The sequence below is a fragment of the Amycolatopsis nivea genome, assembly GCF_004522235.1.
Taxonomy (GTDB): domain Bacteria; phylum Actinomycetota; class Actinomycetes; order Mycobacteriales; family Pseudonocardiaceae; genus Amycolatopsis; species Amycolatopsis nivea.
In genome coordinates this window covers 84,671-96,691 of sequence record NZ_SDLT01000034.1, presented here as the reverse complement: position 1 = coordinate 96,691, position 12,021 = coordinate 84,671, and the positions used below count along the sequence as shown (strand labels likewise).

Sequence of the window (12,021 nt, the reverse complement as noted above, 5' to 3'; positions counted from 1 at the left end):
GCAGTCTCGAGGAGGTGAAGATCTTGTTCGCCACCGCGCCCGGGTACGGGCTCACCCTCCCGCTGATCCCGGTCGTCTGGGCCGCCCGCGCCGCCGGGCACGAGGTGCTGCTGGCCACCACCGCCGAGATCGCCGAGGTGTCCGCGCGCGCCGGGCTGCCGGTCGCCGACGTCTTCCCCGGACGCGACATCTGGGCCGATCTGCTGGCGAACGTCAAGGACGGTTCCGCCCCGGACGCGGACGAACCCGAGGAGTACCGGCTCGCGCGGCAGGCCCAGGGTCCGTTCGGGCTCTTCACCGCCGCCATGACCGAGGGCACCATCGAAGCGGGCCGGGCGTTCGGCGCGGACCTGGTCGTCTACCCGTCCGATCACGGGGCCGGCGCGCTCGCCGCGGTCGCGCTCGGCGTGCCCGCGCTGGAGGTCGGCAACCGGATCTCGTGGTCGGCCAGGGACCTCTCGTGGCGCGCCGAGCACGACGACTTCCTGAGCGGCGAGCTCGTCGCGCTGATGCGCCAGAAGCTCGGCATCGGCGACGCGCCGCCGAACGTCATCGCCCGGATCGACCCGCGCGCGCCGAGCATGGGCGGGCTGCGCGCGGACGAGGAGCACGTCGACGAACGCGACGGCGCGCCTTGGTGGCCGATGCAGTTCGTGCCCTACAACGGCGGGGCGGTGCTGCCGGAGTGGGCGCTGCGGAAGCCGGAACGGCCGCGGGTGGCGGTCACGCTGGGCACGGTGGTTCCGGCGATGACCGGGGTCAGCAGTTTGAAGGTCGTGCTGGACGCGCTCGGCGGGATGGACGTCGAGGTCGTCCTCGCGGCCGGCACCGCGGATCTGAGCGAGCTCGGCGAGCTTCCGGAGAACGTCCGGTCGGTGGGGTATCTGCCGCTCTCGGCGTTCTTGCCGGGGTGTTCCGCGATCGTGCACCACGGCGGGTCCGGGACTACCGCCGCGCCGTTGTTCTACGGGGTGCCGCAGGTGGTGTTGCCGAGTTTCGCGGACAATCCGATGTCGGCGGAGCGGGTGGTCGAGCGAGGCGTCGGGCTGAGCCATGATCCGTCCGCTGTGGACGTCGAGACGATGCGGAAACTGGTGCGGCAGGTGCTCGAGGACGATGCGTTCTCCACGGCGGCGGCCGAGGTGCGCGCGGAGATCGCCGGGCAGCCGAGCCCTTCCGACGTCATCGCGCGCGCCCTCGCCGCGTTGAGCTGAACCGGATCCGGCACCGCGCGGGGCGGACCCGGCAGGACCGTCGGCCGGGCCGGCCCGCGCGCTCAGCGGCCGAACAGCGACTTCAGCTGCTCGGGAACGCGCTCGCCGCGGATGGGAATCTGCGCCGCGGCCTCCTCGATGTGCTGCAGGTCGCCGGGCGTCAGCTCGACGTCGAGCGCGCCAAGGTTTTCTTCGAGGCGGTGCAGCTTCGTAGTACCGGGGATCGGCACGAACCACGGCTTTTGCGCCAGCACCCAAGCGAGAGCGATCTGGGCCGGGGTGGCTTTCTTGTCGCCGGCGATCTGCTGGAGCAACTCGATCAGTGCCTGATTGGCCTGTCGCGCTTCGGGTGTGAAGCGCGGCAGGGAACGCCGAAGGTCGTTGTCGGCCAGAGGCGTGCGATCATCGATTTTGCCGGTCAGAAAGCCTTTCCCGAGCGGACTGTAAGGCACCAGGCCGATACCCAGCTTCTCCAAGGTCGGAATGATCTCGGCTTCGTGCTCGCGCGTCCACAACGAGTATTCGCTTTGCAGCGCCGTTACCGGCTGCACGGCGTGAGCGCGGGTGATTGTCGCCGCGCCCGCCTCCGACAAACCGAAATGCTTGACCTTGCCTTCGGAAATCAGCTCTTTTACCGTGCCCGCCACGTCTTCAATGGGCACCTGGGGATCGACGCGGTGTTGGTAGAGAAGGTCGATGCGATCGGTGCGAAGACGCGTGAGCGACGCCTCGGTCACCCGGCGGATCTGCTCCGGGCGGCTGTCGAGCCCCGACATCGGGCTCGGTCCGTGTTCGCCGTGCCGGATGCCGAACTTGGTGGCGATCACCACCTGGTCGCGCACCGGAGCCAGCGCCTGACCGACCAGTTCTTCGTTGGTGAAAGGACCATAGACTTCGGCGGTGTCGAAGAAAGTCACGCCGCGGTCCGCGGCCGCCCGCAGCAGTTTCGTCATCTCGGCGCGGCCCGGGGGCTCGCCGTAGAAGAAACTCATGCCCATGCAGCCCAGTCCCAGGGCCGAAACTTCGAGTTGCTGTCCCAGCAAGCGCTTCTGCACCGCACATGCTCCTCAGTAAACATCATCCAGGCCATTGCTACTGCCCACAGATTAGGCAGGCCCTTCCGACCTCTGGGAGATCCTGATGATGCAGGTACTGCGAGAACCCCTCTCGCCAGGACAGCGGCCCTAGATCGCGGTTTCTCCCTTGCCCAGCACGACAATCCCGAAGTCGCTCACGTGGTAATGGCCGCGATCCCGCGCCAAGTCCACCCCGATGTGCGCACCGGGCGGGACGACGACGTTCTTGTCGAGGATCGCGCGCCGCACCACCGCGCCGCGGCCGACCCGGGCGCCGTCCAGCAGCACCGAACCCTGCACGACCGCGCCGTTCTCGACAAAAACGTCCGGCGACAGCACCGAATCCACGACCTGTGCGCCGGAAATGATGCAGCCGTTGCTGACGATCGACTGGGTCGCCGTGCCGCCTTCCACGAACTTCGCCGCCGCGCGCTGGCCGGGATGGGCCAGGATCGGCCATTTCCGGTTGTACAGGTTGAAAATCGGCTGCGTCGAGATCAGGTCCGTGTGCGCGTCGTAATAGCTGTCGATCGTTCCGACGTCGCGCCAGTAGCCGTGGTCGCGGCTTGTTTCGCCCGGCACCACGTTGCCGTTGAAGTCGTAGACCGCCGCCTCGGATTTTTCCACCAGCGCCGGGATGATGTCGCGGCCCATGTCGTGTTTGGACGCCGGGTTCTTGGCGTCCGCGTGCAGCGCGTCGAGCATCACCTGCGTCGTGAAGACGTAATTGCCCATCGACACATACGATTCGTCCGGCGAATCCGGCAGGCCGGGCGGGTCCTCGGGTTTCTCCAGGAACGCGTCGATCTTCGTCCCGTCCTCGGTGCTGATCACGCCGAACGACCGGGCCTCCGCGCGCGGCACGCGAATCCCGGCGACCGTCACGCCCGCGCCGGACGCGATGTGCGCGTCGATCATCTGGCGCGGATCCATCCGGTAGATGTTGTCCGCGCCGAACACCGCGATGTACGCGGGCGATTCGTCGTGCACGAGGTTGAGGCTCTGGTGGATCGCGTCCGCGCTGCCCTGGAACCAGCGCGGGCCGAGCCGCTGCTGGGCGGGCACCGGCGTGACGTACTCGCCGGTCAGCGACGACAGCCGCCAGGTCGTCGAGATATGCCGGTCCAGCGAATGCGATTTGTACTGCGTCAGCACGCAGATCCGGCGGATCCCGCCGTGCACCAGATTGGAAAGCACGAAGTCGACCAGCCGGTGCACGCCGCCGAACGGGACCGCGGGTTTCGCGCGGTCGGTGGTCAGCGGCATCAGCCGTTTGCCCTCGCCGCCGGCGAGGACGATTCCCAGCACATCGGATCCGTCGATCACGAAACCCTCCCGCACGCCTCGTAAACCCCGACCGTCGCGGCGGCGATCGCTGCCCAGCCGAACTCTCCCACCGCGCGGTCCCGTCCGGCGAGGCCCAGCCGGGTGGCGCGGTCACGATCCGCGGCCAGGTCGTTGATCCCGCGCGCAAGCCCGGCCTCGAAAGCGCCGGGCTCGTTCTCGTCGTAATGCACCAGCACACCGGTCTCGCCGTCCGCGACCACCTCCGGGATGCCGCCGACGTCGCTGGCCACCACCGCGGTGCCGCACGCCATCGCTTCCAGGTTCACGATGCCGAGCGGCTCGTACACCGACGGGCACACGAACACCAGCGCGTGCGTCAGCAGCTGGACGACCTCGGTGCGCGGCAGCATCTCCGGAATCCAGTGCACGCCGGACCGGTTCTCCTGGAGTTCAGAGACAAGCCCGCGGAACTCCGCGTCCAGCTCCGGCGTGTCCGCACCGCCCGCGCACAGGATCAGCTGCACGTCTTCGTCCAGCGCGGCCCCGGCGCGCACGAGATGCGGCACGCCCTTCTGCCGCGTGATCCGCCCGACGAACAACGCGTAAGGCCGGTTCGGATCGATCCCGTGTTTCTCCAGCACATCGGTGCCCGGATCGGGTTGGTACAGCTCGGTGTCGATGCCGTTGCGCACCACGTGCACCCGCGCCGGATCGACGTTCGGGTACGCGGCGAGCACGTCGCGCCGCATGCCGGAGCTGACCGCGATGATCGCGTCCGCCGCCTCGTACGCGTCGCGTTCGATCCACGACGACACCCGGTAGCCGCCGCCGAGCTGCTCGGCCTTCCACGGCCGCAGCGGTTCGAGCGAATGCGCGGTGATGACGTGCGGGATGCCGTGCGCGAGCTTCGCGAGATGGCCGCCGAGGTTCGCGTACCAGGTATGACTGTGCGCGAGATCGTGCCCGGCGAGCGCGTCCGCCATCGAGACCGCGATGTCCATGGTGGCGAACGCGGGCTGGGCGTACCCGTGCGCGTCGCGGTGCCCGTGCGCGCCGTCCGGACGGTCGGGGCCCCAGCAGTGCACGTCGAGGTCGACCAGCGACCGCAGTTCCCGCGCGAGGAACTCGACGTGCACCCCCGCTCCCCCGTACACGTCCGGCGGGTACTCCCGGGTGAGCAGGCCGACCTTCATGGGTCGACCCTAGACGTCCGCCCCGGACGCACGCAGTACGGAAAGCGGGCGAATCCGGTTCGCCGCTCAGTGTTCGCGCCGTCCTACCACGACAGTCGCGCCGAGTTCGTCCTCTTCTTCCACCCACGCGACCAGCCCCGCCCGCCGCAGTTCGGCCGTCGCGGCGTCGGCTTGGCGTTCGCTGGCCTCGAAAAGCACGTGCCCGCCCGGAGCCAGCCACTCCGGAGCCTCGGCGACGACGCGACGGAGCACGTCGAGACCGTCGGCTCCCCCGTCGAGCGCGACGCGGGGTTCGTGGTCGCGCGCCTCGGGCGGCATGAGCGCGACATCGTCAGTGGGGACGTACGGGACGTTCGCGATCAGCACGTCCACCCGGCCGCGCAACCGCTGCGGAAGCGGGGCGTAGAGATCGCCTTGATAGACCTCACCAGGCACGTTCTGCCGAGCACAGTCCACCGCGGCGGGCTCGACGTCCGCCGCGTGGAGCTCGATTCCGGGCACCTCGGCCGCGACCGTTGCGCCCAGTGCACCGGAGCCGCAGCACAGATCGAGCACTACCGACTGCTCGCGCGCGAACCCGGCAGCCAGCCGCACGAGCAGTTCCGTGCGGTGCCGGGGCACGAAGACGCCCGGCGCGACAACGAACCGGCGGCCGACGAATTCCGCCCAGCCGAGGATGTACTCCAGCGGTTCTCCGGCAACCCTGCGCTCGACCATTCCGGCCAGATCGCCCGATTGGCCCAGCAGAAGCCGGGCCTCGTCCTCGGCGAACACGCACCCGGCGGCGCGCAGCCGCGCGACAGTGTCCTCGAAGTCGCTCACGGCACCACGACGACGGGCCAGGTCGCGGCGCGCACCAGCCGGTTGCCGACCGAACCGACGAGCCGGTGCCCGCCCTGTTCGGAGGCGCCGACCACGACCATGTCCGCGTTCACCTCCTGCGCGGCCTGGCGCAGTTCGGGGAAGGTCTCGCCGCGGCGGACCACGAACGTGACCGGCACCTGCAGGTCCGCCGCCCGGTCGCGCAGTTCCGCGCGCAGCTGCTCGATCTCTTCCTCGAAGGTCTGCTGCTGCACGTCGACGACCGCGGCAGCGGCGAGGCCGGTCCACACCGTCGGCGCGGCCACGTACACCACGACCAGCCGCGCGCGCTGCCTCCGCGCGAGGCCGCCGCCGTAGGCCGTCGCCCGCAGCCCGGTCGGCGAAGTGTCCGCGCCGACCAGGATCACGCGCGGTCCGTCGGTGCCCCGTTCGTACGGGCCCGGGTCCCAGCTGGGTCCGTATTCCTCGACCAGTTGCTCCACCCGGCCCATTATGTCCGGCGTGCCGGGCCTCGCCGGGTCGCGCCCGTCACCCTCGGGCACGCTCCGCAAGAAAATTCCCACCCAGTTGGATTTTGGGCCTTTCGGAGTACCCCGGGCGTCTCGTGCCTGGTAGCGTCCCCGCAACCTGAACACGCGTCCGGGAAGGACCGGGGAGCCCACACGCGTGCGGCGGCGAGGCGGATCGCGATGCGAGACGATGTAGTCGAGGCGAGTGCGGTGGTCGGGCACTCGCCCGAACAGGTGTGGCAGATAGTCGGCAGTCCGGAGCTGTACCCGAGGTTCGTCCCGGCGATCAGCTGGTGCGAGGTCACCGTTCCGGCCGAGCGCGGGCGCGGGCCGCACTGCCTGATCCGGCTGGCCCCGGACCGGCACACCATGGTCGAGGGCACGATTCACGCGGCGGTGTACCGCCCGGGCGAGCACGTCGTCTGGTGCGGGCTGCCGGACGAGCGCACCTGGGTGTCGGTCGAACTGCGGCCGGTTCCGCGCGGAGGCACCGAGATCGTGCTGCGGATGATGCTCCCGTCGCTGCCGCCGGAACACTCCGACCTGCTCGCCCGCGGCACGGCGAAAGGCCTGCTCAAGCAGCTGGCGAAGCGGATCGGGCAGCAGCTGTCCGGGCTGCCGGGCGACCCGCCGGAGCAAGAGCCGGCCACCGCCCTGCGCACGGCGAACACGCTGGTCCGAGCGGGCGTGCTGGCCGCGGGACGGCCGGACAAGATGGTCAAGCAGCTCAGTTCCCTCGCCCGCTGGGGCGCGACCCTGGCCGGCGGATACCTCGCCGCGACCGCGCGCGGGGCCGACGACGTCGCGGTGCACGACGAGCGCAACACGCGCACGTTCGGCGAGATCGACGAACGCAGCAACCAGCTGGCCAACGCGCTGGCCGCGCTCGACGTGAAGCCCGGATCGCGGGTCGCGCTGATGTGCCGCAACCACGCGGCGATGATCGAGGCGTTCGTCGGCTGCAGCAAGCTCGGCGCCGACGTCGTCCTGCTCAACACCGGTCTCTCCCCCGCCGCCGTCGAGGAGGTGCTCACGCAGCACCCGCCCGCCGCGGTGCTCGCCGACGACGAGTTCGCGCCGATCATCGCGTCGGTGCCCGGCGAATTCCCGCGCGTGAGCACGTGGGACGACGCCGACCAGGGCTACCGCACGCTCGACGAACTGCTCCAGGACGCCCCGACGACCCGGCCGAAGCCGAGCGAACACGAAGGCCGGATAGTCGTGCTGACCTCCGGCACCACCGGAGCGCCGAAGGGCGCGCGCCGTCCGACGCCGAAGGGCGTGAGCACATCGGCGACCGTTTTGTCGCGAATCCCCTTGCGGGCCAGGGACAAGATCGCCGTGGCCGCCCCGCTGTTCCACAGCTGGGGGCTGGCCGCGATGCAGCTCGGCATGGCGCTGCGGGCGGAGCTGTCGCTGATCCGCCGGTTCGACGCGGAGCAGACGCTGCGCACGATCGCCGAGCACCGCTGCGACGCGCTGTTCGCGGTCCCGATCATGCTGCAGCGGATCCTCGACCTGCCCGAACGCGTGCGCAACCGGTACGACCTGTCGTCGCTGCGGATCGTGGCGAGCAGCGGATCGGCGATGCCGGGCGCGTTCGTGACGTCGTTCATGGACACCTTCGGCGACGTCCTCTACAACTTCTACGGCTCCACCGAGGTGTCCTGGGCGAGCATCGCCGACCCGGCCGACCTGCGCGCCGCGCCGACGTCCGCGGGCCGCTGCCCGCCCGGCACCCAGGTCGCGATCCTCGACGACGACCGCCGCCCGGTCCCGCCCGGCGACGAGGGCCAGATCTTCGTCGCCAACGACATGCTGTTCGACGGCTACACCAACGGTTCCAGCGTCCCCCGCGCGCACGACCTGATGGCCACCGGCGACGTCGGCTACCAGGACGCGTCCGGACGGCTGTTCGTCACCGGCCGGGCCGACGAGATGATCGTGTCCGGCGGCGAGAACGTGTTCCCGCGCCCGGTCGAAGAAGCGCTGGCCGCACTGCCGGGCGTCTCGGACGCGGCCGTGGTCGGCGTCCCGGACGACGAGTTCGGCCAACGCCTGGCCGCATACGTCGTGCTCCGCCGCGGCGCTCGCATGCACGCGGAGGACGTCCGGCACTACATCCACCAGCGGCTCGCGAGGTTCGCTGTGCCGCGCGATGTGTACTTCGTGCCGGAGCTTCCGAGGAACGCGACCGGGAAGATCGTGAAGCGGCTTCTCAACGACGACCTTTGGCCGATCGCGCAGGGGTAGGCCCTACGGCCCCAACGCGCGCCCAGCCGCCCTCCCCACCGCCTCCGCCACCGCGGCCAGCGACGGCGAGTCCAGCTTCCACTGCTGCCAGTGCAACGCCACGTCGACCGCCCGGTCCGGCGCGAGATCCACCAGTTCCCGTCCGGACAGCTGCAGTTCCGGCACCATCCCCCAGCCGAGCCCGGCCGCCACCGCGTCCACAAAGGACACCGACGCCGGGATGCAGTGCCGGACGCGGCCCGAGAGCTTGCGCCGGGTCAGGCGGCGCAGGAACCGGTCCTGCAAATCGTCTTTCCGATCGAACACCACCACCGGCGCGGCGGGCAGCCGCTCCGCGAGCGAGCCGCCGTCCAGCCAGCGGCGCACGAACTCCGCCGACGCCACCGCCCGGTACCGCATCGTGCCGAGGCGGCGGACGGTGCACCCCTGCACCGGTTGCGGCGTCGCGGTGATCGCGGCCATCACCAAGCCCTCGCGCAGCAGGGCGGCCGTGTGGTCCTGGTCGTCGCTGCGCAGGTCGAACGAGACCGGCGGTTCGGCGGGGACCTCTTCGAGCGCGGGCAGGAACCAGGTGGCCAGCGAGTCCGCGTTGACCGCGATCGGCAGCGTCGTCGGCTGGCCGGCTCCGCCGAGGCCCAGTTCCGCGCGGGTGTCGGATTCGAGCCGGGTCAGCTGCCGGGCGAACCGCACCAGCACCTCGCCGGATTCGGTGAGCCGCACGGGTTTCGACCGCAGCACGAGCACCCGGCCGATCCGCTGCTCCAGCGCCTTGACCCGCTGGCTCACCGCGGGCGGAGTCACGTGCAGGACGGCGGCGGCCCGGTCGAACGACTGCTCGTCCACCACCGCGAGCAGAGTGCGGACCTGGTCGAGCGGAAGATCGGACATCACGAACGCTTATCTTAGTTCAGAATCTTTACCTGGAATAATGCGGACGACCGCTTCTACCGTCGGCAGGGTGATCGCAGCGCTCAGCGCCGGGTTCGGCACCGGCATGTCCCTCATCGTCGCCATCGGCGCGCAGAACGCTTTCGTGCTCCGCCAAGGATTGCGCGGCGGTCTCGTCGTGCCGGTGATCCTCGTCTGCACGCTGTCCGACGCGGTCCTCATCGCCGCCGGGGTGAGCGGGATCGGGGCGGTGCTGCAGCGGTGGCCGTCGGCGATCAAGGCGATCGCGATCGTCGGCGGGCTTTTCCTGGTGGGATACGGGATCCTCGCCGCGCGCCGGGCTTTCCGGCCGGGCACGCTGGCCGTCACCCCGGCCGACCTGTCTTCGCCGAAGCGCGTCCTCCTCACCTGCCTCGCGCTCACCTGGCTCAACCCGCACGTCTATCTCGACACCGTTCTCCTCCTCGGCTCCGTCGCGGCCGGACACGGCGACAGCCGCTGGCTGTTCGGCATCGGCGCGGTGGTCGCGAGCGCGGTCTGGTTCAGCACGCTCGGGCTCGGCGCGCGAAGGCTGTCCGACGTCTTCGCGCGTCCCACCGCCTGGCGGATCCTGGACGGCGTGATCGCGGCGACCATGACCGCGCTGGGCGTCGCGTTGCTGCTTCATCAGGGATAAACCAGCAGGCTTCCGGCGAACGAGACATTTAGCGTTGCTAATGACTCTGACTCAGAGCTAACTTCGAGGCATGCCCGCACCCCGGATCGACCTCGCCGAACGCGTTCTCGCCGCGGTGCTGGGCGTACGCCGTGTCGTGCGCCGCCGCGTGCGGGCCGAACTGCCCGGCCCGCATCTGCCGGGCTCGCAGGTGGAACTGCTGCGGGTCGTGCACCGGAACCCGGGCATCGGCGTCGCGGCGGCGGCCCGGGAGCTCAGCCTGGCCGGGAATTCGGTGAGCACGCTCGTGAACGTGCTCACCGAGGCGGGCTTGCTGCGGCGCGAGGTCGATCCGGCCGACCGCCGGGCCGCGCGACTGCAGCTCACCGACGCGGCCCAGGACCGGATGGCGACCTGGCGGCGTACGCGAACAGGCCTGGTTTCCGCCGCGCTCGCTCAACTGTCCGAAGAGGACACTTCGGCGATCGTCGCCGCACTGCCCGCCCTCGAACGGCTCACCGAAGTGCTCAAGGAGGACACGTGAGCGAACCGGCAGTCCGCTGCACCGAAGTGCGGCACTCCTTCGGGACCACCGTCGCGGTCGACGGCGTGGATCTCGCCATCGAGCCCGGCGAGGTCTTCGGCCTGCTCGGCCCGAACGGAGCCGGGAAAACCACCACGATCCGGATGATCACGACGCTTTTGCCCGTCTCGCCGGACCGCATCACCGTCTTCGGGCTCGACGTCGCCCGCCGCCGGATGGCCGTCCGCCGCCTGATCGGCTATGTCCCCCAACAGCTTTCCGCCGACGGCGCGCTCACCGGCCGCGAGAACGTGTCGCTGTTCGCCCGGCTCTTCGACGTGCCGCGAGCCCAACGCGCCGCCCAGGTGCGGGAGGCGCTGGAGCTGGTCGGCCTTGAGAACGACGCGGACCGCCCGGCCGGCCGGTACTCCGGCGGCATGATCCGCCGGCTGGAACTCGCGCAGGCGCTGGTCAGCTCGCCCCGGCTGCTGATCCTCGACGAGCCGACCATCGGCCTCGACCCAGTGGCGCGCTCAGCGGTCTGGGAGCGGATTTCCGAGATCCGCGCCCACACTGGGATGACCGTGCTCGTCACCACCCATTACATGGACGAAGCCGAGCAGTACTGCGACCGCGTAGCGCTGATGCACACCGGCAAGATCCGCGCGCTCGGCACCCCGGCCGACCTCGAAGCCGGGCTCGGCCCGCAGTCCACTTTGGACGACGTGTTCCGGACCGTCACCGGGAACGCGCTCGACGCAGGAGGGATTCGCGATGTCCGCGCCGCTCGCCGCACCGCCCGCCGTCTCGGCTGACCCCGGCCCGCTGGGGCAGTTGCGCGTCCTGTTCTCCCGGATCGGCGCGATGTGCCTGGTGGAACTGCAGAAACTCCGCCGGGACCAGACCGAATTGCTCACCCGGGCGATCCAGCCCGCGCTGTGGCTGCTCATCTTCGGCGAAACGTTCACCCGGTTGCGCGCGATCCCGACCGGTTCGGTGCCCTATCTCGACTATCTCGCGCCCGGCATCCTGGCCCAGTCCGCATTGTTCATCTCCATCTTCTACGGCATCCAGATCATCTGGGAGCGCGACGCGGGCGTCCTCGCGAAGCTGCTCGTCACGCCCACGCCGCGCGCGGCGCTGGTGGCGGGCAAGGCTTTCGCCGCCGGGGTGCGCGCCCTCGTGCAGGCGTTCATCGTGGTGATTCTCGCCGCACTGCTCGGCGTCGGGCTGACCGCGAACCCGTTGCGGCTCCTGGGCGCCGCGGTGGCCGTTGTGCTCGGTTCGGCCTTTTTCTGCTGTCTTTCCATCGTTATCGCCGGTTTGGTGCTTTCCCGCGAACGGCTGATGGGCATCGGCCAGGCGATCACGATGCCGCTGTTTTTCGGGTCCAACGCGCTCTATCCGGTGAACCTCATGCCGTCCTGGCTCAAGGTGCTGAGCCACGCGAACCCGCTCAGTTACCAAGTCGACGCCTTGCGGGGATTATTGATCGGCACCCCGGAGAACCTCTGGGCCGACTTCGGCGTCTTAGTGGGTGCGACCGCGCTGGCGATCGCGGTCGCTTCGGCTCTGCTGGGAAGGTTGGCTCGATGAAACAC

At 70.1% G+C, this 12,021-nt stretch carries 12 protein-coding genes; 6 read left to right on the top strand and 6 right to left on the bottom strand.

The window, feature by feature from the left end; genetic code table 11:
- The first annotated feature begins 14 nt into the window (after positions 1–14).
- Complete coding sequence (locus EIZ44_RS32355; RefSeq protein WP_167754341.1) at positions 15–1,214, top strand: glycosyltransferase; 1,200 nt, start codon at positions 15–17, stop codon at positions 1,212–1,214.
- Positions 1,215–1,276: 62 nt separating this feature from the next.
- Here EIZ44_RS32355 and EIZ44_RS32350 read toward each other — a convergent pair whose 3' ends face one another.
- The 5 genes from EIZ44_RS32350 to EIZ44_RS32330 all read right to left on the bottom strand — a co-directional run bounded on the left by EIZ44_RS32350 (position 1,277) and on the right by EIZ44_RS32330 (position 6,134).
- Positions 1,277–2,269, bottom strand: coding sequence for an aldo/keto reductase (locus EIZ44_RS32350; protein WP_134732925.1), 993 nt, complete (start codon positions 2,267–2,269; stop codon positions 1,277–1,279).
- Positions 2,270–2,398: 129 nt separating this feature from the next.
- Entirely contained in the window at positions 2,399–3,616 is a 1,218-nt protein-coding gene (gene glgC, locus EIZ44_RS32345) for a glucose-1-phosphate adenylyltransferase (protein WP_037818780.1), read from the bottom strand.
- Positions 3,613–4,770, bottom strand: a complete 1,158-nt coding sequence (gene glgA, locus EIZ44_RS32340; protein ID WP_134732923.1) for a glycogen synthase — start codon at positions 4,768–4,770, stop codon at positions 3,613–3,615. Before glgA ends, glgC begins: the two co-directional genes overlap by 4 nt.
- A 66-nt stretch (positions 4,771–4,836) precedes the next feature.
- Complete coding sequence (locus tag EIZ44_RS32335) at positions 4,837–5,592, bottom strand: putative protein N(5)-glutamine methyltransferase (protein ID WP_134732921.1); 756 nt, start codon at positions 5,590–5,592, stop codon at positions 4,837–4,839.
- Entirely contained in the window at positions 5,589–6,134 is a 546-nt protein-coding gene (locus EIZ44_RS32330) for a universal stress protein (protein WP_240690656.1), read from the bottom strand. Before EIZ44_RS32330 ends, EIZ44_RS32335 begins: the two co-directional genes overlap by 4 nt.
- 147 nt (positions 6,135–6,281) lie before the next feature.
- On the opposite strand from EIZ44_RS32330, the gene EIZ44_RS32325 reads away from it, so the two are divergent.
- Positions 6,282–8,354 (top strand): AMP-binding protein, encoded by a 2,073-nt coding sequence (locus tag EIZ44_RS32325; RefSeq protein ID WP_037818776.1) that lies wholly within the window; start codon positions 6,282–6,284, stop codon positions 8,352–8,354.
- 3 nt (positions 8,355–8,357) lie between these two features.
- Here EIZ44_RS32325 and EIZ44_RS32320 read toward each other — a convergent pair whose 3' ends face one another.
- Positions 8,358–9,242, bottom strand: a complete 885-nt coding sequence (locus tag EIZ44_RS32320; protein ID WP_037818775.1) for a LysR family transcriptional regulator ArgP — start codon at positions 9,240–9,242, stop codon at positions 8,358–8,360.
- A 70-nt stretch (positions 9,243–9,312) separates the two neighbouring features.
- Between EIZ44_RS32320 and EIZ44_RS32315 the strand changes: the two genes are divergently transcribed.
- From EIZ44_RS32315 to EIZ44_RS32300, 4 genes are all read left to right on the top strand, one after another.
- Complete coding sequence (locus EIZ44_RS32315; RefSeq protein WP_037818808.1) at positions 9,313–9,918, top strand: LysE/ArgO family amino acid transporter; 606 nt, start codon at positions 9,313–9,315, stop codon at positions 9,916–9,918.
- Positions 9,919–9,988: 70 nt separating this feature from the next.
- Positions 9,989–10,441, top strand: a complete 453-nt coding sequence (locus EIZ44_RS32310; RefSeq protein WP_134732919.1) for a MarR family winged helix-turn-helix transcriptional regulator — start codon at positions 9,989–9,991, stop codon at positions 10,439–10,441.
- Positions 10,438–11,235: an ABC transporter ATP-binding protein gene (locus EIZ44_RS32305; protein WP_134732917.1), complete on the top strand. Its 798-nt coding sequence runs from the start codon at positions 10,438–10,440 to the stop codon at positions 11,233–11,235. The genes EIZ44_RS32310 and EIZ44_RS32305 overlap by 4 nt, the downstream gene beginning before the upstream one ends.
- The gene (locus EIZ44_RS32300; protein WP_037818770.1) at positions 11,195–12,016 is read left to right on the top strand and encodes an ABC transporter permease; all 822 of its coding nucleotides are present in this window, start codon (positions 11,195–11,197) and stop codon (positions 12,014–12,016) included. The genes EIZ44_RS32305 and EIZ44_RS32300 overlap by 41 nt, the downstream gene beginning before the upstream one ends.
- The last annotated feature ends 5 nt before the right edge of the window (positions 12,017–12,021 follow it).